19 protein-coding genes and 1 other RNA gene are annotated in these 23,316 nt (G+C 59.9%); 13 read left to right on the top strand and 7 right to left on the bottom strand.

Features of this window, described 5'->3' with window-relative positions; all coding sequences use genetic code 11:
• Positions 1 to 72 precede the first annotated feature (72 nt).
• Positions 73 to 1,470, bottom strand: coding sequence for an aminopeptidase (locus ACESUZ_RS03830; protein WP_373198589.1), 1,398 nt, complete (start codon positions 1,468 to 1,470; stop codon positions 73 to 75).
• A gap of 166 nt (positions 1,471 to 1,636) precedes the next feature.
• Here ACESUZ_RS03830 and polA point away from each other — a divergent pair, with 166 nt between their 5' ends.
• A complete protein-coding gene (gene polA, locus ACESUZ_RS03825) occupies positions 1,637 to 4,387 on the top strand; it encodes a DNA polymerase I (RefSeq protein WP_373198587.1) in 2,751 nt (916 codons plus the stop codon).
• Positions 4,388 to 4,663: 276 nt separating this feature from the next.
• Here the strand turns inward: polA and ACESUZ_RS03820 are convergent, their stop codons facing one another.
• Positions 4,664 to 5,491, bottom strand: a complete 828-nt coding sequence (locus ACESUZ_RS03820) for a Cof-type HAD-IIB family hydrolase (RefSeq protein ID WP_373198585.1) — start codon at positions 5,489 to 5,491, stop codon at positions 4,664 to 4,666.
• A gap of 554 nt (positions 5,492 to 6,045) precedes the next feature.
• Between ACESUZ_RS03820 and ACESUZ_RS03815 the strand changes: the two genes are divergently transcribed.
• The 4 genes from ACESUZ_RS03815 (at position 6,046) to ndk (ending at position 10,017) form a co-directional block, all read left to right on the top strand.
• Positions 6,046 to 7,272 carry an argininosuccinate synthase gene (locus tag ACESUZ_RS03815; protein WP_035138001.1) on the top strand — a complete coding sequence of 409 codons (1,227 nt, stop codon included), beginning with the start codon at positions 6,046 to 6,048 and terminating at the stop codon, positions 7,270 to 7,272.
• A 235-nt stretch (positions 7,273 to 7,507) separates the two neighbouring features.
• Positions 7,508 to 7,678, top strand: a complete 171-nt coding sequence (locus ACESUZ_RS03810; RefSeq protein WP_271738655.1) for a hypothetical protein — start codon at positions 7,508 to 7,510, stop codon at positions 7,676 to 7,678.
• A gap of 118 nt (positions 7,679 to 7,796) precedes the next feature.
• Positions 7,797 to 9,227 (top strand): argininosuccinate lyase, encoded by a 1,431-nt coding sequence (argH, locus tag ACESUZ_RS03805; protein WP_373198583.1) that lies wholly within the window; start codon positions 7,797 to 7,799, stop codon positions 9,225 to 9,227.
• Between the two features lie 385 nt (positions 9,228 to 9,612).
• Positions 9,613 to 10,017: a nucleoside-diphosphate kinase gene (gene ndk, locus ACESUZ_RS03800; protein WP_006234152.1), complete on the top strand. Its 405-nt coding sequence runs from the start codon at positions 9,613 to 9,615 to the stop codon at positions 10,015 to 10,017.
• Positions 10,018 to 10,168: 151 nt separating this feature from the next.
• On the opposite strand, the gene rpiB is transcribed toward ndk, so the two are convergent.
• Positions 10,169 to 10,636: a ribose 5-phosphate isomerase B gene (gene rpiB, locus ACESUZ_RS03795; RefSeq protein WP_006234151.1), complete on the bottom strand. Its 468-nt coding sequence runs from the start codon at positions 10,634 to 10,636 to the stop codon at positions 10,169 to 10,171.
• Positions 10,637 to 10,908: 272 nt separating this feature from the next.
• Here rpiB and ACESUZ_RS03790 point away from each other — a divergent pair, with 272 nt between their 5' ends.
• Positions 10,909 to 12,228 carry an L-cysteine desulfidase family protein gene (locus ACESUZ_RS03790; protein WP_373198580.1) on the top strand — a complete coding sequence of 440 codons (1,320 nt, stop codon included), beginning with the start codon at positions 10,909 to 10,911 and terminating at the stop codon, positions 12,226 to 12,228.
• Here ACESUZ_RS03790 and ACESUZ_RS03785 read toward each other — a convergent pair.
• A complete protein-coding gene (locus tag ACESUZ_RS03785; protein ID WP_373198578.1) occupies positions 12,225 to 12,983 on the bottom strand; it encodes an HAD family hydrolase in 759 nt (252 codons plus the stop codon). The genes ACESUZ_RS03790 and ACESUZ_RS03785 overlap by 4 nt on opposite strands.
• Positions 12,984 to 13,298: 315 nt before the next feature.
• Here ACESUZ_RS03785 and rpsA point away from each other — a divergent pair, with 315 nt between their 5' ends.
• The 3 genes from rpsA to ACESUZ_RS03770 all read left to right on the top strand — a co-directional run bounded on the left by rpsA (position 13,299) and on the right by ACESUZ_RS03770 (position 15,871).
• Entirely contained in the window at positions 13,299 to 14,465 is a 1,167-nt protein-coding gene (gene rpsA / locus ACESUZ_RS03780; RefSeq protein WP_022095232.1) for a 30S ribosomal protein S1, read from the top strand.
• A gap of 327 nt (positions 14,466 to 14,792) precedes the next feature.
• Positions 14,793 to 15,154: RNase P RNA component class A (gene rnpB, locus ACESUZ_RS03775), an RNA gene on the top strand.
• Between the two features lie 78 nt (positions 15,155 to 15,232).
• Complete coding sequence (locus ACESUZ_RS03770) at positions 15,233 to 15,871, top strand: YigZ family protein (RefSeq protein ID WP_373198576.1); 639 nt, start codon at positions 15,233 to 15,235, stop codon at positions 15,869 to 15,871.
• A gap of 68 nt (positions 15,872 to 15,939) precedes the next feature.
• Here ACESUZ_RS03770 and ACESUZ_RS03765 read toward each other — a convergent pair whose 3' ends face one another.
• The gene (locus ACESUZ_RS03765) at positions 15,940 to 16,386 is read right to left on the bottom strand and encodes a C-GCAxxG-C-C family protein (protein ID WP_373198574.1); all 447 of its coding nucleotides are present in this window, start codon (positions 16,384 to 16,386) and stop codon (positions 15,940 to 15,942) included.
• A gap of 230 nt (positions 16,387 to 16,616) precedes the next feature.
• Between ACESUZ_RS03765 and ACESUZ_RS03760 the strand changes: the two genes are divergently transcribed.
• The 4 genes from ACESUZ_RS03760 (at position 16,617) to ACESUZ_RS03745 (ending at position 20,547) form a co-directional block, all read left to right on the top strand.
• Complete coding sequence (locus ACESUZ_RS03760; protein WP_373198572.1) at positions 16,617 to 17,900, top strand: O-acetylhomoserine aminocarboxypropyltransferase/cysteine synthase family protein; 1,284 nt, start codon at positions 16,617 to 16,619, stop codon at positions 17,898 to 17,900.
• Between the two features lie 142 nt (positions 17,901 to 18,042).
• A complete protein-coding gene (locus ACESUZ_RS03755; RefSeq protein WP_373198571.1) occupies positions 18,043 to 19,347 on the top strand; it encodes an MFS transporter in 1,305 nt (434 codons plus the stop codon).
• Positions 19,348 to 19,504: 157 nt separating this feature from the next.
• A complete protein-coding gene (locus ACESUZ_RS03750) occupies positions 19,505 to 20,083 on the top strand; it encodes a xanthine phosphoribosyltransferase (RefSeq protein ID WP_373198569.1) in 579 nt (192 codons plus the stop codon).
• A gap of 83 nt (positions 20,084 to 20,166) precedes the next feature.
• The gene (locus ACESUZ_RS03745; protein WP_187359580.1) at positions 20,167 to 20,547 is read left to right on the top strand and encodes a peptide chain release factor family protein; all 381 of its coding nucleotides are present in this window, start codon (positions 20,167 to 20,169) and stop codon (positions 20,545 to 20,547) included.
• Positions 20,548 to 20,634: 87 nt separating this feature from the next.
• Here ACESUZ_RS03745 and ACESUZ_RS03740 read toward each other — a convergent pair whose 3' ends face one another.
• Both ACESUZ_RS03740 and ACESUZ_RS03735 read right to left on the bottom strand, forming a co-directional pair.
• Positions 20,635 to 21,597, bottom strand: coding sequence for a diacylglycerol/lipid kinase family protein (locus ACESUZ_RS03740; protein ID WP_373198567.1), 963 nt, complete (start codon positions 21,595 to 21,597; stop codon positions 20,635 to 20,637).
• An 87-nt stretch (positions 21,598 to 21,684) separates the two neighbouring features.
• Positions 21,685 to 23,106 (bottom strand): chloride channel protein, encoded by a 1,422-nt coding sequence (locus ACESUZ_RS03735; RefSeq protein WP_373198565.1) that lies wholly within the window; start codon positions 23,104 to 23,106, stop codon positions 21,685 to 21,687.
• Positions 23,107 to 23,316 lie beyond the last annotated feature (210 nt).

Genomic DNA, 23,316 nt, shown 5'->3' with positions numbered 1-23,316 from the left:
GGAATACGGTCTGTTTTGGCCGTTTATGGGCCAGTTTAGTCCGTATTTCACCGCAACTGATGAAGGGGCTGGTTAGGCGCGCTCGAGGAAGGCCTTGTAGCCGCGGTAGGCCTCGTAGATATCGGCCTTGTTGGCGACCTCCCACAGGGCGTGCATGGACAGGACGGCAACGCCGGAGTCGATGACGTTCATGCCATACTTGGCCATGATGTAGGCGATGGTGCCGCCACCGCCCGCGTTGACGCGACCGAGCTCACAGGTCTGGAAGTCCACGCCGGCCTCGTCCATGATGTCGCGGGCGAGGGCCACGTACTCGGCATCGGCGTCGTTGGAACCGCCCTTGCCGCGGCTGCCCGTGTACTTGTTAAAGCACAGGCCACGACCCATAAAGGCGGCGTTCTTCGTCTCGAACTTGCCGGCATAGCCCGGGTCGAAACCGGCGGACACGTCGGAGGAGAGCATGCGGCTGCGGGCGAGCGCGCGGCGCAGGGCCAGCGGGCTATCCTCGCCGGCGAGCGTCATGATCTCGGCGACGGTGTTCTCGAAGAAGCGGCTCGTCATACCGGTGGCACCCACGGAGCCGATCTCCTCCTTATCGACGATGAGCGTGATGCTCGTGCGCTCCACGTTGGCGACGTCGATCTGGGCGAGCATGGACGGATAGGCGCAGACACGATCGTCGTGGCCATAGCCCAAAATCATGGAGCGGTCGAGGCCCATGTCGCGGGCGGGACCGGCGGGCACGACCTCGATCTCGGCGGAGAGGAAGTCCTCCTCCTCGACGCCGTACTGCTCCTTGAGGATGTCCAGGAACATCTGCTTGACGGGCTCCTTGGGAGCGTCCTTGTCGTCCTCGTCAAACTTGACGGGACGGCCGCCCACGATCACGTCGAGGATCTCGGCGTCGACGGCGTCCTTGGCGGGCTTGGACATCTGCTCGCTCGAGAGGTGGATCAGCAGGTCGGAGATGGTAAAGACCGGATCGTCTGCCTTGTCGCCGATGTTGATGTCGACGGTGGTGCCGTCCTTTTTGCAGATGACGCCCACGAGTGCAAGCGGGGAGGCCACCCAGTGGTAGCTCTTGACGCCGCCGTAGTAGTGCGTGTCGAGGTAGGCCATGTCGCCGGCCTCGAAGGCGGGATTCTGCTTAAGGTCCAGGCGCGGCGAGTCCACGTGAGCACCCAGGATGTTAAAGCCCTGCTCGAGCGGGGCGGTGCCCAGGTTGACGAGCATGAGGTCTTTGCCGTGATTGGCGGCGTACACCTTGTCGCCGGCCTTGAGCGTGCGGCCCTCGGCAATCACGGTCTCCAAGTCGACGTAGCCCGCCTCCTCGGCCATCTTGATGCCGGTCTTGACGCACAGGCGCTCGGTCTTATTCTCGCTCAAAAACTGCTTATAGCCGCGGCAAAGCTCCTCGAGTTCCTCGACTTGCTGTGGCGTGTACTTTTTCCATGCGCAGGGACGCTCCATGACGCAGGCTCCTTTCGGATCGATCGTGCTGGTTGATGTACCGTGAGCCATCGTATCACGCGCGGGCCCGCGGCGGCAGGGAAGCCTGATGTGCGGTGGCCGCGGGGCGGGGAGCGTGTAAACTGGTGTGAGCAAACCGTGCCCAGCCCAAAGCGAGGTATTCAATATGTCTGACAAGCGCCGCACCTTTGCCGTTATCGACGGCAACTCGCTCATGCACCGCGCCTTCCACGCCGTGCCGCCCACCATGAATGCGCCGGACGGGCGCCCCACCAACGCGATCTTCGGCTTTCTGAACATGTTTCTCAAGATGATCGATGCCTTTAACCCCGACGGTGTGGTCGTGGCGTTTGACAAGGGCAAACCGCGCGTGCGCATGGAGATGCTGCCGCAGTATAAGGCACAACGCCCGCCCATGGACCCCGATCTGCATGCGCAGTTTCCGATGATCAAGGAGCTGCTCACCGCGCTCAACGTGCCGATTCTGCAGTCCGAGGGCTGGGAAGGCGACGATATCCTGGGAACCATGGCACGCCTGGGTGAAGAGGCCGGCTGCGACATGCTGCTGGTGACCGGCGACCGCGACATGTATCAACTCGTGACCGAGCACGTCAACGTGGTCTCGACCCGCAAGGGCCTGTCCGACGTGGCGATCATGACGCCCGAGAGCGTGGACGACCTGTATCACGGCATTACGCCGGCGCTCGTGCCCGATTTTTACGGTCTAAAGGGCGATACGTCGGACAACATTCCCGGCGTACCGGGCATCGGCCCCAAAAAGGCGAGCGCGCTCATCGCGCAGTACGGCAGCTTGGATGAGGTCATCGCGCATGCCGACGAGGTCAAGGGCAAGATGGGCGAGAACCTGCGTGCGCACATCGACGATGCGCTGCTGAGCCGCAAGGTCGCAACCATTCGTACCGATGCGCCTGTCGAGCTCGACTTTGAGGCGACGTCCTTCCCGGCGTTTTCTGCCGATGAGGTTTCCGCGGCGCTGGGTACGCTTGGCATCACCGCCATGCAGAACCGTTTCTTGGCGCTGATCGGCGGCGAGGGCGGGGTCGCTGCTGCCTCCAGTGTGTTTGAGATACCTGCGATGGCTCGCGCAGCTGCCGGCGATGCCGACGCGCTTGGTGCCGTTGCGGCTGAGGTCTCCCGCGCGATTGATGCCGGCGAGTGGGTCGCCGCCGTGGTGGACGATGACAAGGAAGAGGGCGCGCTCTTTGGACTGACGCGCACGCTGTGGTTGGCGACGTCCAAGGGCCTGTTCGCGCTCGAGGAGGGCGACAGCTGTGCGGCGGCTGAGGTTGAGGGCTTCAACTTCGCTCACGGTGTGATCGCCGGCGTGCTTGCGCGCCTGTTTATGGAGGGCCGCGTGGCGAGCCCGGATACGAAGGCGCTGCTGCACGAGCTTTCGCCCATCGATTCTTCCGAGCCCGAGCTTATGGATCCGCTGGCAGTCGATTCCACGTGCATCTTCGACACCGTGGTCGCCGCTTACCTGTTGGATTCCGACCGCTCCGAGTTTGACGAGGCATATCTGGCCGATACGTATCTGCAGATGGCGCTGCCTGCGGCGCGCGGTGCAGAGGGTGCCGGTGAGGACGCTCCGGCGCCCGCCGCTCGCACGGCGGCCTTGACGTTGGCGCTGGTCGCACCGCTGCGCGACCGCATGGCCCGCGAGAACGCCGCCAACGTGTTCGATGGCATCGAAATGCCGCTCGTGCCGGTGCTTGCCAAGATGGAGCGCGCGGGCATGCTCGTGGATCCCGACCGCCTGCGTAATCTGTCCGAGGGCCTGGCGACCCAGATCACCGAGGTCGAGCGCAGCATTCGCGACCTGGCGGGTGACGAGACCTTTAATATTGGCAGTCCCATGCAGCTGTCGCATGTGCTCTTTGATGTGATGGGGCTTCCGACCAAGGGCCTCAAGAAGACTAAGCGCGGCTACTATTCGACCAACGCCAAGGTGTTGAGCGACCTTGCCCGCGACCACGAAATCGTGCGTCTGATCTTGGATTGGCGTGAGAAGTCTAAGATCAAGTCCACCTATCTGGACACGCTGGGCCCGCTGCGCCGTGGTGACGGTCGCGTACACACTACGTACAACCAGACCATCACGGCAACGGGGCGTCTGTCCTCGAGCGACCCGAACCTACAGAACATCCCGACGCGCTCTGAGCTGGGCCGTACCGTCAAGACGGCGTTTTCGGCAGGAGAGGGAAGCGTCTTTTTGGCGGTGGACTACTCGCAGATCGAGCTGCGTCTGCTGGCGCATCTCTCGGGTGACGAGCACTTGGTGCGCGCCTTTAACGAGGGCGAGGACTTCCATGCCGAGACGGCGGCGCGCGTGTTCGGTGTGCCGGTGTCTGAGGTAACGCCCGACCTGCGCAGTCGCGCCAAGGCCGTGAACTTTGGCATCGTGTATGGTCAGCAGGCCTACGGCCTGTCGCAGTCGCTGCATATCTCGATGGCCGAGGCGCGCGACATGATCGACCGCTACTACGAGGCCTACCCGGGCGTGCGTACGTTCCTCGACAACGTGGTGGCGCGCGCCAAGCAGACGGGCTACGCCGAGACCATGTATGGCCGCCGTCGCCATATTCCCGAGCTCAAGGCCAAAAACCCACAACTCCGCGGCTTTGGTGAGCGCACGGCCATGAACCATCCCATGCAGGGCACCGCGGCCGACATCATCAAGATCGCCATGGCCCGCGTAAGCCGCCGCCTGGAAGAGGAAGGCTTTGCCGCCCACATGATCTTGCAGGTACACGACGAACTGGACTTTGAGTGCCCCATCGACGAAGTCGAGCGCCTAACCACCATGGTCCGCGACGTCATGGAGCACGTAGTAGACCTCCGCGTCCCCCTAATCGCCGAAGCCAGCACCGGCATAACCTGGGCCGACGCCAAATAAAGACGTATCAACAACCCCAAAGTAACCAAAAGCAGAAGGGGTCTCCTTGCCAACAAGGAGGCCCCTTCATTCCAAAAAAATCAGCCAAGTATCTAGACGCCAAGACGCCATCCAGGCGGCAAGCAAGTCACCCTAGGACCTGGCCGGGCGAGGCGGGTAAGTTTTTCGTAGATTCCGCACGAGCCGGAAAGCACTTAATGTGCTTTCCGAGCGAGCCCAGGACCTGACCGAACGAAAAACTTACCCGCCTCGCCCGGCCAGGTCCGACGAACCACGTTACCGAGCCGCCAGGATGGCGTCGATGAGCGTCAGTACGCCCCCGTCGTTGTTGCTCGGAATGCGCCATCTGGCATGCGTGTTCATGTGCTCCTCGGCATTGTCCACGATAAAGCTGTGACCGACGCGCTCGAGCATGGGGATGTCGTTGTAGGTATCGCCCACGGCGGCAGCATCGGCAATATCGATGCCCAGGTGCTCGCACAGGTGAGCGATGCCGGCGCCCTTGTCGACGCCCAGGTTCATAAAGTCGATCCACTCGCGCCCGGCGTTGGTGACGTAGAGCTTGTCCGAGAACTCGGGGCTATAGGTCTCGCGGAAAGCGGGCTCGGCGTCGTAGCCGGGGAAGAAGACCGAAATCTTGTTGGACTCGAAATCAATGCCCTCAAAGCTGTCGACGTAGTTGATTGTGTTGTAGTAGACGCTGATCTCGTCGTGGTATTGATGGTCGCGGGCAAGCACGTAGAACTCGTCGAAGCAGCACAGGACGGGGACAGCGCGAGGATCCTCCGAGGCACGGCTCAAGACCTGCTGATACAGCTCCACGTCAATATTGCTCTTATAGATATAGCTGCCGCGATAGATCACGCACGCTCCGTTATCGGGACAAAAGGCGAGGCGGTTCTTGATACCCTCGAACATCTCCTCTAGCTTGGGGGCGGGACGTCCGCTGGCGGGGCAGAATACGATGCCGGCGTCGGCGAGCTTGTCCAGGCGCTCATCAAGACCCTGAGGCAGCACACGCTCGTCGGTCAGCAGCGTCTTGTCCATATCGACGGCGAGAATCTTAATGTTGCCGATGTTGGCGTCCGATTCGTAAGTTTGCATAAAAATGCGCCTTTCGTTTCGAGATTGTTTCAGACGTTATAACCATCAACTAGTAGTCGAGCGTATTTTCGCAGGAATGGTGCGTATTTGCACTGCAATTCACAAACTAATGAAAAAACTTTTCAGAAATTTGAATTTGTCGCTTGCGCAGCGTGCACTTTATCGTAATATAGCGAACATCGAAAACGGAGACGGTAAAAGAGCCGTTTACCGAGGAAAAGGTACCGTTTGCGATATTTGAATTGCGCCCGGCGATACGTGAAAGGAGAGGCAGATGCAGTTCGTAAAGATTATCACCACTGCAGACAATGCCATCCGACGCCAGCGCGCAATTTCCCGACGACGATAACAATCGTCTCTGCCCGCATGGGGCGAATTGCCTCAACAGAGTCATTTTGAGGTCGTTGGGTTTTAGCACGACATTGCTGCATGTTTCTAGGGCATGTATGTGCTGATTTTTGCTATTTAACCTGATATTGCACGGTATATGACCTTGAAGTGACTTGCAACTGACCGATGTTCTAACTAGCTACCAAGGGCGAAAGGAAACAGCCATGAGCAAGGAAAAAGTCGTTCTCGCATATTCCGGTGGTCTTGATACATCCGTATGTGTCAAGTGGCTCCAGGACGAGAAGAATCTCGATGTCGTTTGTGTCTGCGGCAACGTGGGCCAGGAAGAGACCGGACTGGATGCCAAGAAGCAGAAGGCGCTCGACCTGGGCGTTCTCGATTGCCAGGTGCTCGACCTGCGCGACGAGTTCTCCGATGAGTTCCTGACCAAAGCCATCGCCGCCAACTCTATGTACGAGAACAAGTATCCGCTGCTCTCCGCTCTTTCCCGTCCGCTGCTTGCCAAGAAGCTTGTCGAGGTCGCCCACGAGTTTGGCGCGACCTACGTCGCCCACGGCTGCACCGGCAAGGGTAACGACCAGGTCCGTTTTGAGGCCGCCGTCAAGGCCCTCGACCCCGAGCTCAAGGTTATCGCCCCGGTTCGCGAGTGGGACCTGAAGTGCCGTCCCGACGAGGTCGCCTATGCTCACGCCCACAACGTGCCGGTTCCCGAGGGCGCCAACGACAACCCCTACTCCATCGACGACAACCTGTGGGGTCGTGCCATTGAGTGCGGCCACCTGGAGGATCCCTGGAACGAGCCGCTCGACGACGCCTGGGTTATGACCAAGAACCCCGAGGACACGCCGGACACCCCGACCTACACCGAGATTGAGTTTGAGGCCGGCAAGCCCGTCGCCGTCGACGGCAAGAAGATGAAGCTCTCCGAGATCGTCATCGCCCTCAACAAGATCTCCGGCGACAATGGCTTTGGTCGTCTCGATCTGGTCGAGGATCGCCTGGTGGGCCTTAAGAGCCGCGAGTGCTACGAGGTTCCCGGCGCCCTGACGCTCATCACCGCCCACAAGGCGCTCGAGGACATCTGCGTCGAGGGCGACTTGCTCAAGACCAAGATCAAGCTCGAGCAGGATTGGGCCACCGCCGTGTATAACGGCCAGTGGTACAGCCCGCTCAAGAACGCGCTCGACGCCTTTATGGCCGACACCCAGAAGTTCGTGACCGGCACCGTCCGCCTGAAGTTCTTTAAGGGCAACTGCCATGTCGTCGGCCGCAAGAGCCCCTTCAGCCTCTACGACTACGGTCTGGCTACCTACGACCGCGACACCACGTTTGACGAAAAGGCCAGCGCCGGTTTTATCGAGATCGATACGCTGTCGCTCAAGACGTGGGCAAAGGTCCAGGGTCCCAGCTCTGCTGCCGCCCAGGCCTAAGGCTTTTCCTTCCCTTGGTATCCGCGCGGCCCATCCGCGTGATACAAAACGGGCGCACGGGGCCCCTACCTTTCGTTATGCTTGCTGACACTTCTTAACATCGGTGGCCCCTACGTTCCGCCCGCATATATGACGCCGCGCTTGCGGCTGAGTCCGAGCCCCGCCGGGGTTGTCCGGCGGGGCTCTTTCTATCAATTTGTCGGCCTTGCGCCTATATATATGAGGAGTATCCAATATGTTCAATGTCATCGCGCATGCTTTACTTGCCCTCGCGCCCGAGCTCGATGCTGCAAAGGTCGAGGACGTCCCTATGAGCCTGAAGGCTTGGATTGACGGTTCGCAGGGCAACATCCGGAGGGAGACGTTGGGTGCCAAGTGCATGGTGCGTCACTTCTTTGCAAATTAGCTACATGGCCCCGCATGCAGTGGGGAATGTGCAAAACTAGCGGTTGGTAAATCGCTTTAGCGACAGGGCACATTGCTTTGGGCGCTTCGTTTGGTATTTGATGAAAGGGGACGATCCCATGGCTCTTTGGGGCGGTCGTTTTGAGGCGGGCGTGGCCGAGGTTACGCAGGAGTTTGGCGCGTCGCTGCCGGTCGACAAACATCTCTATAAGCAGGATATCGCCGGCTCTAAGGCACATGCCAAGATGCTGGCCGCCCAAGGCATCATCAGTGCCGAGGACGAGCAGGCGATTGCCGAGGGCCTGACCGGAATCGAACAGGATATCGATGCCGGCAACTTTACCTTCGATATCAACGACGAGGACATCCATATGTCCATCGAGAGCGAGCTGACGCGTCGCATCGGCGAGGCCGGTAAGCGCTTGCATACCGGACGTTCGCGCAACGACCAGGTGGCGACCGACACGCGCCTGGGCGTCAAGGCACTGGCCAAGGAGCTCATGGAGGCCAATCTTGAGCTGCGCCATGTGCTGGTGGATGCGGCTAAGAAGTACGACAAGGTGATTCTGCCGGGTTACACGCATATGCAGCACGCTCAGCCCGTGCTGCTGTCGCATCATCTGCTGGCGTATTCCTGGATGTTCGCGCGCGACTTTACACGCTTGAAGGCCGCCTTTGATGCCGCCGACAACTGTCCGCTGGGTGCTGCCGCGCTTGCCGGTACGAGCTATCCGCTCGATCGCCAGATGACGGCTGCCGAACTTGGCTTTGCGGGCGTGATTCCCAACTCGCTCGATGCGGTTTCCGACCGTGATTTCCTGCTCGATCTGCATTACGCCGGCTCCGTCATGGCGATGCACCTGTCGCGTCTTTCCGAGGAGATTGTGCTGTGGTCGAGCTCCGAATTTGGCTTTATCACGCTTTCCGACTCGTACTCCACCGGCTCGTCCATCATGCCGCAGAAGAAGAATCCCGACTTTGCCGAGCTTATCCGCGGCAAGAGCGGCCGTGTGTATGGCAACCTGGTGCAGCTGCTCGTGACCATGAAGGGCCTGCCGCTTGCTTATAACAAGGACTTGCAGGAGGACAAGGAGGGTGCGCTCGATACCGCTCACACACTCATGCAATGCCTATCGGTTATGGCCGGTATGATTTCGACTTGGACTGTCAACGAGGGTGCCATGGCGCGCGAGTGCGGCGTGGGGCATCTTGCTGCCACCGATGTTGCCGATTACCTGGCTAAGCGTGGTCTGCCGTTCCGCGAGGCACATGCCGTGGTGGGCCATCTGGTCCTGATGTGTGAGAAGCGCGGCTGCAATCTTGAGGACCTGCCGTTTGAGGTGTTCCAGGAGGCAAGCTCGCTCTTTGAGCACGACATTACCGAGGCGCTCGACATCCCGTCGATTGTCGCTGCACGCACGACCGAGGGCGGTACCGCCCCTGCCGCCGTTGCCGTGCAGCTGCAGCGTGCCGTGGCACAGCTCGTGGCCGACGAAGGCGTGTTTGGATCGCTGACCAAGGTCGTCGAGATGGGCCTCGGGATAAAGTAAGGGTTTGGCCGAAGCCGTTTTTGCCATTTATTGAGGAATCATTTTTTGCTTTACGGACGTCTGCTGATGTGAGCGTCCGTATTTTGTTGCTATGGGGGAGGGGCTTGTCGAGAAGTTCTGTAGGACCTTTGGGCAGGTTGTGAAGGGGGTACGTTCGCGGGCGGCAACCGACCGTCTGCTCTGCTCGATGCGGTTGATGGGCAGTCGGATGGTACTCTAATCGAGCTTCGAAACAGAAGTGACACATATGGAACGCTTCAATAAATTGCAACGTTTCAATAAACAGCTTTTTGTTTAACTGCAGCTAAAACTCTGTTACGATGCAGTCCAGGCGGGTGCCGGAATGGGACTTGGGCACGCGCGAACCTACTTGAAAGGCTACCTTATGGCTATCGAGAAGACCTTCATCATGATTAAGCCCGACGCCGTGCGCGACCGCAAGATCGGCGAGATTGTTGCTCGCATCGAGCGCAGCGGCCTTGTCATCGAGCGCATGGAGATGACCACGCTCGAGCGCGCTACCGTCGAGGAGCACTACGCCCATCTGGCCGACAAGCCCTTCTTTGGCGGTCTCTGTGACTTTATGACGAGCGGTCCGGTCGTCAAGATGGTCGTTTCCGGTCTCTCCGCTGTTGCTAAGATGCGCACCCTCATGGGCGCTACTAATCCGCTTGACGCTGCTCCTGGTACCATCCGCGGCGACTTCGCTGTCGATGTCAACGCCAACGTGATCCACGGCTCCGACTGCCTGGAGAACGCCGAGATCGAGATCAAGCGCTTCTTTGGCTAAACCAGCTTTGACTCCTTAAAGCTGTTAGCGTGTGGCTTGGGCGCCGCGGAACTCCATCCGCGGCGCCCTTTTATTCCAAAATCTATGAAGGGGCCCGTTCGGTCATGAGTTCCGAGCGGGCCCCTGCTGTTAGCTTGTGGCACTGAGATGTTTAGGCCTCGTCGACGACCTTGAGGCCGCGCGTGTGGTCGATCTCGTTGAGGAGGTTAACGCGACGCTCGTGACGACCGCCCTCAAACTCGGCGTCGAGCCACTCGTCGACAATCATCTTGGCGAGCTCGGAGCCCACGACGCGGGCGCCAAAGGCGAGCACGTTGGTATTGTTGTGCATGCGGGAGAGCTTGGCGCTGAAGGGCTCGGAGCACACGACGGCGCGTACGCCCTCGACCTTGTTGGCAGCCAGGCTAATCCCGACACCGGTGCCACAGATGAGGATGCCCAGGTCGACGTCGCCGTTGGCAACGGCCTTACCCACCTTGTAGCCGGCGATGGGGTAGTCAAAGCTCTCGGAGGTGTCGGTGCCAAAGTTCACGACCTCGCAGCCGCGCTCCTTCAGGTGCTCGGAGATGATGTTCTTGAGCTCGACGGCGGCGTGGTCGTTACCGATACCGATCTTCATGGATGGTTCCTCTCTGGTCTGTGCGGCGCAAATGCTAAAGGTGTTTACCGCGTTCGACTGCATGATAGCGCGACTTTTGCGTAAACGCTCGGGCGTTTTTTGGTCAAACGCTTTAGCATGCAACAAGACCGGCTGCTCATGAATGAATGCTGTCAGTTTGTGCTTGAGCGCCGTCCGCCGGAACCATGGTTGCGGTTTTTGATGCATTGTTATCAAATAAAGGAGCTAACATTTTTTGAGAGCCTAGCCCGTTATGCAAGCAGGAGATACCTATGCCTACCGATTCCATCCGTGATGCCGCGTTTTGCGATGTTTTGAACCGCGAGCTTGTCTGTGCACTCGGCTGCACCGAGCCCATTGCCGTTGCCTATGCAGCGGCGCTGGCGAGTCAGACGCTCGGTTGCGAACCCGATCATATGGATGTTGCATGCTCGGGCAACATCATCAAGAACGTCAAGAGCGTGACCGTGCCCAACTCGGGCGGTATGCACGGTATTGAGGCCGCGGCCGTGCTGGGTGCCGTGGGCGGCGACGCTAAGAGCGCGCTCGAGGTGCTCGAGAGCGTTAACGATGAAGACCGCGCTCGCGTGGCCGAGCTCCTCGCCGACGCCGGCTACTGCGATGTGTCGCTTGTCGAAGGTGTGCCCAACCTCTACATCAAGGTGACTGCGACGGCCGGGGGCCATACCGCGGTCGTCGAGATTACCGATCACCACACTAATGTCACGTGCCATACGCTCGATGGTATTCCGGTGTGCGGCAAGTCGGCGGGGGAGTGTGCCGCCTGCGCCGAGCGCGTGGTGGCCGAGCGTGCGGCAGATAACGCCGATACCCCTATGAGCATCGAGTCCATCATCGACTTTATCGAGGACGGTGACATTGAGGACGCCCGCGCTGCCGTTGAGCGTCAGATTGAGCTGAATGGCGCAATCAGTGCCGAGGGCCTTGCGCACGCTTGGGGCGCCGAGGTGGGTCGTACGCTGCTAGGTGCTCGTGCCGATGACGTCGCCTGCCGTGCCCGTGCCCGTGCGGCCGCCGGGTCCGACGCCCGCATGAACGGCTGCGCGCTGCCGGTCGCCATTGTGTGCGGCTCGGGCAATCAGGGCATTACTTGCGCATTGCCCGTCATGGAGTATGCCGAGTACCTGCGCTGCGACCACGAGCGCCTGGTGCGCGCCGTGATGCTGTCCGATCTTATCGCCGTGCATATCAAGAGCTATATTGGTGCGCTCTCGGCGTTTTGCGGTGCTATTTGCGCCGCGTGCGGCGCCGGCGCCGCGATTACCTGGCTGTGCGGTGGCACGCGCGAGCAGATTGGCGCGACGGTCTCGAATACGCTCGGTAACGTGGGCGGCATCGTGTGCGACGGCGCCAAGGCGAGCTGTGCCGCCAAGATCTCGGCTGCCGTCGATGCGGCGATTCTGGGCCATGATATGGCCATGCAGGGTCGCGGCTTCCGCGCCGGCGAGGGTCTGATCCAAGATACCGTTGAGCAGACGATCGCCAGCATGGGCTACGTAGGCCGCGTGGGCATGAAGGACACCGACATCGAGATCCTCAACATCATGATCGGCAAAACCCAGGTCTGTTAAGACAGTTCGTTGGCAATTTGGTGTTCGTAGAAGGCTTCTACTACGGCGTTAAAGTCGCGGGCGAAGTCTTCCATGGTTCCGCGCCAGGTGGCTCGGCTGGGCTTGCCTTGGCCCACAAAGGCGGTTTGGATGCCGCAATCGGGGGACGGGAAGTCGCGTTTGGGATCGTTGCCCACCATAAGGACCTCGTGCGGCTCGAGCCCCATCACCTGAAGCTGCTCTAGATAGTAGGTGGCATCGGGCTTGCAGCGGGTGGTGTTTCCCATGTGCGTGACGAGCTCAAAGGGAGCGTCGGCCAGGTCGCCCCAACCCATGCGGCACTCGATAGCCCCCTGGGGAAAGCTGGGGTTGGTAAAGAGCGCGCAACGCAGCCCTGCGTCCTGTACGGCCTGGAGCGCGGCGTGTGCGCCCGGCATGGCGTGGGCATTAATGACATCGTCGTTCTTGTACGGAAGAACTTCGCGATCATAGTAGGTAAACGCCTCGTAGATGAGGGGATCGGAGAGGCGGATCCCGCATCGGCGCTCGACCTCTTCTTGGTAAAACTCAAGATTGGTGCGGTTGTCCGTGCCGCTGCGGCGATTGGCGTTGAGGTCGACTAGGATGGTGCTGAGGCGTGCCATCGTGCCACCGCGGCTGCGGCGCCCGATATCCGCGAGCATCGAAGAGACATCCTTAAAATAGCGAAGGATGAACGCGTTGAGGTTGATGCTGAGAAGCGTCTCGTCCATATCGAAAACGACTGCTTTGAGCACGCGGGCACCTTTCTCGAAAAATCGATCTAGAATCGTTGGCTCCGGATACTTTACCCCAAAGCCGAATGCCTGGCTGGTTATCGTCAAGTTGCGGAGACGTGTGTTCATAAGATTACGAAAAAGTCTCCACACGAGTAAAAAAACGCAGTTCACGCTTGAAATCGAACTCATTTCCCCGTAACCTATACGAACGTGATTGCATAAGCGTCACATTAGTATCTGTCGGCTCCCGAGTGTTCCTAAACGTTGTGTGCTTGTCGCACCCTTCTGTAGGTCCTAGCAATCGGGGCCCCGTAGTTCGAAAGGGGTCCACCTTTGAGTGAGATTCAGAACTCGTCCATTTTCTCTCTTGACGATGTCAACGAGGAGGAGATGAACAACCTCATCGACGGTACGATTACCGACTTTGATGAGGGCGATCTCGTTAACGGCACTGTCGTTAAGATCGAGCATGACGAGGTGCTCGTTGACATCGGATTCAAGTCCGAGGGCGTTATCCCGGTCCGCGAGCTGTCCATCCGCAAGGACGCTAACCCTGCAGACATCGTTGCACTCGGTGATCCCATCGAGGCTCTGGTTCTCCAGAAGGAGGACAAGGACGGTCGTCTGGTCCTGTCCAAGAAGCGTGCCGAGTACGAGCGTGCTTGGAACCGCATCGAGGAGAAGTTCAACTCCGGCGAGAACGTCGAGGGCGAGGTTATCGAGGTTGTCAAGGGCGGCCTGATCCTCGACATCGGCCTGCGTGGCTTCCTGCCTGCTTCCCTCGTCGACCTCCGTCGCGTCAAGGACCTCACCTCTTACATGGGCACCCGCATCGAGGCCCGCGTCATCGAGATGGACCGTAACCGCAACAACGTCGTCCTCTCCCGTCGCGTCGTGCTCGAGGAGTCCCGTAAGGCCGAGCGCTCCGAGATCCTGTCCAAGCTCAAGTCTGGTATGCGTCTCCAGGGCACCGTTTCCTCCATCGTCGACTTCGGCGCCTTCGTCGACCTCGGCGGTATCGACGGCCTCATCCACATCTCCGAGCTCTCCTGGAACCACGTCAACCATCCTTCCGAGGTTGTCAAGGTCGGCCAGGAGGTCGAGGTCGAGGTTCTCGACGTCGATCTCAACCGCGAGCGCATCTCCCTGGGTCTCAAGCAGACCACCGAGGATCCGTGGCGCGCACTGGTCAAGAAGTACCCCGTCGGCGCTATCGTCGAGGGCACTGTGACCAAGCTTGTCCCGTTTGGCGCTTTCGTCGACCTGGGCGAGGGCATCGAGGGCCTGGTGCACATCTCCGAGATGGCCAACAAGCACGTCGACCAGCCTTCTCAGGTCACCCACGTGGGCGACAAGGTTCAGGTCAAGGTCATGGAGATAGATCTCGACCGTCGTCGTATCTCTCTGTCCATGAAGTCCGCTGCTGAGACTCTGGGCGTCGAGATCGAGGTTACCCCGCTTCCTTCCGAGAAGAAGGACGAGGAGACCGACGCCGAGTAAATCGGTTTGACGATCACTTGTTTTAAGGGATCCGTCCGCAATGGACGGGTCCCTTTTTGCTTTCGCTGCTGATGCACGCGATGCTACCCGGGCTGTCCACAGGCTATTGGGTTGTCGGTGAATGAAAAAATGCCGACATCCCGCCTCGGGGAGGAGGCGGGAACGCACCGAATAGACGGAGGGGTGCGGAGCGCGGTCGCGTCTCGACTGACGACATTGCCCATCGACAACCCTATTGTACTGCATGGCGTGGTTCTTGGTTTATCGTGTCGAACGCTTGTGTTGTGCCATTGCCTGCGGCAACGGTGTGCTACACTCTTGCACTGCTGAGTGGGCCAGACGGTCGCGCGATGTGCTGTTTGCAGTACGCGTGAGGAAAGTCCGGGCTCCAGAGGGCGGGATGCCGGCTAACGGCCGGGCGGAGTGATCCGACGGAAAGCGCCGCAGAAAAGAAGACTCCCACCTGCGCCGCAAGGCGTAAAGGGAAAAGCTGAAACGGTGGTGTAAGAGACCACCAGCGTCGTGGCAACACGGCGGCTTGGCAAGCCCCATCCGGAGCAAGCGCGAATAGGAACGCTATGGGCCGGCCCGGTCCGCGTTCGGGTAGCGTGCGTGGAGCTGCACGGTAACGTGCAGACAAGATAAATGACCGTTCACGACAGAACCCGGCTTATAGGCCCACTTGGCATTTTTGTTACCCTGACAATCGATACGGTCTTTGCCGTATTATTGAGGCTGTTTGTTGCTTTGCTTGTTGTTGAGGGGCTTTGTTGGACAGCTATTTTACTCTGCAATCAAATATTGAGGCTTCGGGCGAGTTTGTGGACCGCAAGAGCCGGTTTATTGCCCAGCTGGTCCATATTGAGTCCGAGGATGAGGCGAATGCCTTTATCGAGATGGTTCGCAAGCGTCATTACGATGCTCGACACAATGTTCCCGCGTGGATTTTGGTCGATGGACGCGAGCGCCAGAGCGATGATGGTGAGCCGAGTCGAACGAGCGGCATGCCGACGCTCGAGGTGCTTCGCGGTGCGGGGCTCAAAAATGTTTGCTGCGTAGTGACGCGCTATTTTGGTGGCACGCTGTTGGGGCCTGGTGGCTTGGTGCGCGCCTATACCGCTGCGACGCAGGCGGCGGTGGCCGCGGCTCAGGAGGCCGGGCAGATCGTTGAGATGACAAGCGTCGTGCCGGTTGACGTGCATGTGGCCTATCCGCAGTACGAGCAGGTGCTTCGCTTGGCGCAGGATTCGGGTGCCAAGGTTTCGGATACCGATTACGCGGACGCCGTGACACTTCATTTGGTGTTTAAGGCGGGGGAGCAGGAGCCGTTTTGCGCTAAGATACGCGAGCTTATGGCGGGGCGTGAGGAGATTGAGGTCGGCGCTCCCGAGTTTGCCGAGTTCTAACGGCGACGGCCGGCGTGCTTTTGGATGGATTCCAAGCGCGCCGGCCGTCGTTTTTCTGTTGCTGCCGTTTACTCGGCGATCTGCTTTAGCACATCGCAGGCAATCTCGACGGCATCGTCGATGCAGCCGGGGCAGCTGCGGAGCGGACCCTTATCCGATCCGATGCCCTTGAGCGTGCCGCAGACGGTCGTTGTGTTCTTCTCGCCAAAACGCTTGGCGATTTCGCGCGACAGCTTGTAGGTCTGGCCCTTGGTCTTGGGGTTTTCCATGCCGTCGCTCATTACAAAGCCCATGATGGCCACGGCGCCCGAGATGGCGCCGCAGGTTTCGGTCATGCCGCCCATGCCGGCGCCAAAGCCCTCGGTGAGGGTAAAGGCGACCTGGGGGTCGAGCCCGACGGCGGGCGCGAGCGTGCAGGCGACGGCCTGGGCGCAGTTAAAGCCACGGGCGTGATATTCGGCAGCTTGAGCCTGACAGGCGGTGATGTCGAGCTGGGCCGTATCGATTTGCTTCATCGTTGTCTCCTTGGTCACGGTGTACCCGCCTATGGTACCCGTGACGGGGCATGTAATCATCGAGAGCTTCATGTATGCCTCGTTTTTGTCTATCGAGCAAATGCCCAAGGCTTGAGAAAAATACCCCTGATCAATTTGTCACATAACCTACCTTGGGGATGGGTTGAGAGGGGTGCGGGGTAGCGGTATCGTGAACCGAATAAAACGTAACCCAGGCAAGGGAGCTAGATATGAGCGAGCAGACCATCGGTACCACATGTGTTCAGGGCGGCTATCACCCGGGAGATGCCGAGCCGCGCCAGGTGCCCATCTACCAGTCCACCACGTGGAAGTACGACACGTCGGAGCATATGGGTAAGCTGTTTGACCTGGAGGAGTCGGGCTACTTCTACAGCCGCCTGCAGAACCCCACGTGCGATCTGGTTGCCGCCAAGATCTGCGAGATGGAGGGGGGCACCGCCGCGATGCTCACGAGCTCGGGCATGGCTGCGAACTTCCTCGCGATCTTTAACGTGGCCGGTGCCGGCGATCATGTGGTCGCTAGCTCTGCCATTTACGGCGGTACGTATAACCTGCTCGCCCATACCATGGGCCGCATGGGCGTGACCTGCACGTTCGTCGCCCCCGACTGCACCGATGAGGAGCTCGAGGCAGCCTTTGAGCCCAATACCAAGCTCGTCTTTGGCGAGACGATCGCCAACCCCGCCCTTGCTGTGCTCGATATTGAGCGCTTTGCCAAGGCCGCACATGACCACGGCGTGCCGCTGATGGTCGACAACACCTTCCCGACGCCCGTGATGTGCCGTCCCTTTGAGTGGGGCGCCGATATCGTTACGCACTCCACCACCAAGTACATGGATGGACATGCTGCCTACCTGGGCGGCGTGATCGTCGACCACGGTCAGTTTGACTGGATGGCTCATGCGGACAAGTTCCCGGGTCTCACCACGCCCGACGAGAGCTACCACGGCGTGACCTATGTCGAGAAGTTTGGTCGCGAGGGTGCCTTCATTACCAAGGCAACCGCTCAGCTCATGCGCGATCTTGGTCCTATGCAGAATCCGCAGGCGGCCTTCTTCCTGAACAGCTCGCTCGAGAGCCTGCATGTGCGCATGCCGCGTCATTGCGAGAACGGCCTGGCCGTTGCCAAGTTCCTGCAGAGCCATCCCAAGGTGCGCTTCGTGAGCTATCCGGGCCTGGAGGGCGATAAGTACTATGACCTGGCTCAGAAGTACATGCCCAACGGTACCTGCGGCGTTGTGAGCTTTGGCTTTAACGGTGGTCGCGCGGCGGCCGAGACCTTTATGAAGAGCCTCAAGCTCGCCCAGATCGCCACGCACGTTGCCGACGCCCGCACTTGCTGCCTGCATCCTGCTAACGCTACGCATCGCCAGATGAACGACGAGGAACTCATCGCCTGCGGTATCTCCGCCGACATGGTGCGCCTGTCGTGCGGCCTCGAGGACACGGCCGATCTGATTGCCGACCTTGAGCAGGCGCTCGAGCAGTGCTAGGCTAGCGTTCGCATAAGGCGCCGATGCTGGCAGAAAGCTTCGGCGACCTTTCGTTCCGATTCCGTAGGCGGGACCCCAATCGCGGCTGTTTGCAGGCGATTGGGGCCCCGTTTTTTGCGTTGGGCTACTCGAAAGGATGGATATGGAGAAAACTGCAGAGCAGCTGCGCCGCGAGCACCTTGCCCTAGAGGGCGACACCCATGGCAAGAACAAGTGGGCGATTCTGTTTACCGTGCTCATCATGACGTTTATGGTGTGTCTGGATTCGACCGTCGTGACCGTGGCACTGCCCGTGATGCAAAAGGAGCTGGGCGTGGGCCTCGATCGCATTCAGCTGGTAAGCTCGGTGTATCTGCTTGCGACTTGCGTGGCTATGTTGCCGTTTGGCCGTCTGGGCGACGTGCGCGGCAAGGTGAATGTGTTTCAGCTGGGCGTCATCGTCTTTACGCTTGGTTCGCTGCTGTGCGGCCTTTCGGCCTCGCTCGAAGTTCTTATTCTGGCACGCATTGTGCAGGGCGTCGGTTGCGCGGCGGCCATGGCCAACAACATGGGTATCATCACCGAGTCGTTTCCGGCGCGCGAACGAGGCCGTGCCATGGGTATTCTCGCGACCTTTGTGGCCCTCGGCATGATGTGTGGCCCCGTGCTTGGCGGCATGCTGGTGGCAAGCTTTCCCTGGGAGAGCATCTTTCTCATCAACCTGCCCATTGGCGTCATCTCGTTTATCGTGGGGCTCTACACGCTGCCGCATGTTAAGCCGGAGGCCGGCGAGCGCCCCATGTCCCTGATCGAGGCCGCTCGTCGCTGCTTTGCAAATTCGGCCTTCACCATCAACCTTGTCTGCATGCTCATCGTGTTCGTTGGCATTGGCGCATCCGAGTTTATTCTGCCGTTCTATTTTCAGGACGCCCACGGCTTTGGTTCCGACATTTCCGGATTGCTCTTTTTGGCGCTGCCGATGGTGAATGCCTTTATCGGGCCGCTTTCGGGTACGGTTTCGGACCGTGTTGGCTGCGAGGGCCCTACGGCGGTCGGCCTGGGCGTGTATGTGTGCGGTCTCTTTGCGGTAAGCACGCTCGACGAGCGCTCTTCTATCCCTGTGATCGTGTGCTGTGTCGCGTTTATGTCGTGCGGTACGTCGGTTTTCCAGAGTCCTAACAACTCGTTGTACATGGGCTCGGCTCCGCGCGAAGCACTCGGCTTTGCGGGTAGTCTGGGTAGCCTGGCGCGTTATGCGGGTATGGCACTCGGCATTACGGTGGCGTCGAATATCCTGTATGGACAGATGAGCGTGGCGATGGGCGAGGCCGTGACCAGTTTTGTTGCAGGCCGTCCGGATGTATTCCTATTCGGCTTTCGCTCGGTGTTCTACGTACTTATGGCTGTGGCCGCTGTGGGCTTTGCGCTTGCCATGGTGCGTTTGGTGAGGATGCGCGCCCGCCATTAGCGTGTTGGGAGGCTGTCTGCCACGATTCGCGCCGTCCCAAAAAGACTGGTTTGTGGTGCGATGCGGCTTGTGGGGCGGGCGGGGGTCGGTCCGTGGTAGACTATCGAACAACGTTTATTAATCGCGCGGTATCGGTGCCGCGAGAAGGGGTTGCGCCATGCAGGAGCTTGAGGATCGTATTCGCCATGACGGCATCGTAAAGGCCGGTAACGTCCTTAAGGTTGATGCCTTCCTCAACCACCAGTGCGACGTTGAGCTGTTCGACCACATGGGTGCCGAGTGGGCCCGTCTGTTCGAGGGTGTCGAGATCAACAAGATCCTGACGATTGAGGCTTCGGGCATTGGCATGGCCTGCATCGCAGCTCAGCATTTTGGCGGCGTGCCGGTGGTCTTTGCCAAGAAGGCGCAGTCCATCAACCTCGATGGCGAGCAGTATGCCACGACCATCTACTCCTTCACCAAGCAGAAGGAGTACCCGGTCATTGTAGGTAAGCGCTTCCTGTCCGAGGGCGACAAGGTTCTGATCATCGACGACTTCTTGGCTAACGGCTGTGCGCTTGAGGGTCTCATCAAGATCTGCGAGGCTGCGGGCGCCGAGGTTGCCGGCATCGGTATTGCCGTGGAGAAGGGCTTCCAGGGCGGCGGCGAGAAGCTCCGTAAGCGCGGCTTCCGCGTTGAGAGCCTGGCACGTATCGCCGATATGGACTGCGAGAACGGCGAGATCACCTTCGCCTAAGCGCGCAACACAAGCGATTGGTATGCGATGTGACAAAGGGACTGTCCCTTTGTCACATTTTTTGTATGAGGGGAGGTGTTGATATGGATGAGAATAAGATGGGATGGCGCGAGTATGCGCGCTATGCCGAGATGTCGGCCGAGGAGTTGGCGCGCGATTGCGAGGTGCAGGTGTTTCGCGCGACGGGTCCGGGCGGACAGGGCGTGAACACGACGGACTCGGCGGTACGCATGAAACATATCCCTTCGGGGATTGTCGTGATGGCGCGCGAGAGCCGCAGTCAGTTCCAAAACCGTAGCAGCTGCCTACGTAAGCTGCGCGCTGAGCTTGAGCGTCGCGGGCGTCCGCCGCGCCGCCGCGTCAAGACCAAAGTGCCACAGCGGTCGCGCCAGCGCAGGCTCAACGACAAACACTTCAATGCGATTAAAAAGGCCAACCGTCGCAAGCTGGGCGGGGAGGAATGATCTTATCAATAAGTTGCGGTGAAATAGGGACTGTTTTGCGGCTTTAGCTACATAAACAGTCCCTATTTCACCGCAACTTAGGTGGGGCTAGCGGGTGGGGTGCCAGACGTGGAGGGCGCCGGCAAGGATGTCGACCTCGATGCGCGAGGCGACGATGGGCTCGCCGTCGGCCTGGATGGGATAGTTGGGCTCCTCAAAGGTGAGCTCGACATGGTGGCAGCGGCGCATGCGAACCGGCGGCAACTTGGTATGGTGGCCGTCCTTGGCCGAAAGAAACATAGGCAGGGCAACCGCGCGAGGGACGGGGCCGCAGGCGTAGCAGACGTCGAGTATGCCGTCACAGGGGTCGGCGTCGGGACAGATGCGATAGCCCGAGCCATAGGTAGGACCCAGCTGAATCGCCATGATGATCGCCCTTACGCGCTCGGCGGGCGCCCCGTCAAAGCTGACTGTCATGGGGTAATTGCGATAGCGTAGGCCAAACTGCTCAAGTCCCGAAAGAGTGTAGAGCGGCGCGCCGGTGAGGCTCGTCTTTTTGCGTAGCTCGGTGGTGCCAAGGCCGATGGCGGCATCGATGCCGACCGAAAGCGTCTGGTCGTAGTACTCAACGGTAGCCTCGCCGCTGCCGCTTGTGGGGTTCCATAAGCGAATGCGCCCGATGTCCTGACGCTGCAGCTCGCAGGTGAGCAGCGCGCCAAAATCCTTACCGGAGAAATCGTCGATGCCGAGCGTTTGGGCAAAATCGTTGCCGGAGCCCACGGGCAGGACGGCAAGAGCGGGGCGGGCGTCCTCCTTTTGCGTCATAAGCCCGTTGACGACCTCGTGGATCACGCCGTCGCCGCCGAGTGCGATAACGGTGCGATAGTCCGTTGCCTGGGCGGCCAGCTCCTTGGCGTGTCCCATGCGCTCGGTTAGCACCAGGTCAAACTGGGATGCGCGTGCAGTCATGTCCAAAAAGCGTTGCAGGCGCTCGGCAACTTCGTGCGCCGCACCCGACTGGGCGGCTGGGTTGGCGATGATGAGCGTGCGGCCAAAATCAGTTGCGTGCATGGGGGCGACTCCCGGCGTGTGACATGGCAGTGCGGTCGCGCTCAGGTCGAATTGCCCCTGATTGTGGCTGCACGGCGATTATTACATCTACTCTATCAGGTCGTTGTGGCGCTCGATAGCATCCGCTACCGTACCGCCCTCATCCACAATAAGCGAACGGCGCTTGGGCGAGATGATGCGCTGGGCGGGGTACACGCCGCGGTGTCCGGCGGCTAGGTAGCTGATAAAGGCCACGATGACAAAGAACCCGGCTGCCGTGCCGTGGAACAGGTCGATGGCCATCATACAGGTGGTGATGGGCACGTTAAGGCCGGCGCAGAACACGCCGAGCATGCCCAGCGCTGCCAGAAAGCTGGGATCGATTCCGACGAGGCAACCGATCCAGCCGCCGAGCGCCGCACCGATACCAAACAGGGGCGTGACCTCGCCGCCTTGGAAGCCGGCGCCCAGGGTGAGCGCTGTGACGACCAACTTGATGACTGCGTCCGCCAGGGTGGTGTTGCCGGCAAATCCGGCGCCGGAAAGCCACGTGGAAAGGCCGGCGTAGTCCCAGGCGTCGAGGAGGGCATAGGCGGCCAAAACCACGAGTGCGCCTATGAGTGCGCGAGTAAGATAATTGGTGATAAAGCGACCGTACAGGCTCTTGACGGTTCGAACCGACCAGGCAAAGAGGCGTGCCGTCAGACCGAAGATAATGGAGCTGATAACAACGATGACGACTGTCTTGGGCGTCATGGCGGGAACGCTGGCGATAACATTCGCCTCGTACTCGGTTCCCAAGGCAAGCGACGTAAAGTAGCCGGTAAACGAGGCAACCAGGCAGTAGATGCCTGCGGTGTAGTCGATCTTGCCGATAAAGCACATCTCCATGCCAAAGAACGCGCCGGCGAGGGGCGAGCCGAATACGGCGCCAAAAGCGGACGAGATGCCGGCGAGCATGAGGTCGTGGTGATCATGCTTTTTGAGGTGGGCGAGGCTCGAGATGTTGCTGGCGATGGTGCCGCCAATCTGAACCGCGGCTCCCTCGCGACCGGCCGATCCGCCCGTTAGGTGCGTGAGCGTGGAGCAGACGAAGGTGAGGACGGCCATGCGCATATGGATGAGGCGTGTGCCCAGAGCGGAGTCGATGACCAGGTTGTTACCGCGTTTGGCGGCAAGACCGTGGTTTTTGTACACCCATGCGGTGGCAACGCCCACAACGGGAAGCAGTGCGTAAATCCACGCATGGTGTTCGCGATAGTCGGTGGCGATATTCAACGAGGCCAAAAACGCCCAAGCGGCGACGCCCATGGCGAGCGAGACGATGACGACGAGTACGAGCAACTTGGCGCTCGCGAGTAGGTTGCGGGCGTTGCGGCGCGTGTCGGCAGCCAAGAGCTGCTCGGAGCGGGTGAGCTGATGCCTGCCTGCCATGATGACGTCGTTCAGGGAGAAAAAGCCGCCGTCGTCGAGCGGCTGGGAATGATCCTGAGCCTCGTTTGCGCTTTCGGGTTTGTCGTTATGAGCCATACGTTCCTCTTTTAGGTTGCAACGCAAGCATTATAGAACGCGGTAAACGCGACGAGCCGGTGGGTTGGTTTCCATTCTGTTTCGCGGCCTGCAACCGACAGGTGTATTTGCGGGTACAGGCCGAGTCGCGGTCGTGCGACGGGGGATTATACTGAGACAAGCATAAAGAATCGGCGCCCCTGTTGTGCGCCGTGGCATTAAGAGGTGCAT

It is taken from the genome of Collinsella aerofaciens ATCC 25986, from assembly GCF_964239575.1.
GTDB lineage: Bacteria > Actinomycetota > Coriobacteriia > Coriobacteriales > Coriobacteriaceae > Collinsella > Collinsella aerofaciens_BQ.
Note: the sequence above shows the minus strand (reverse complement) of the source record. Positions and strands in the feature narration are given on the sequence as shown.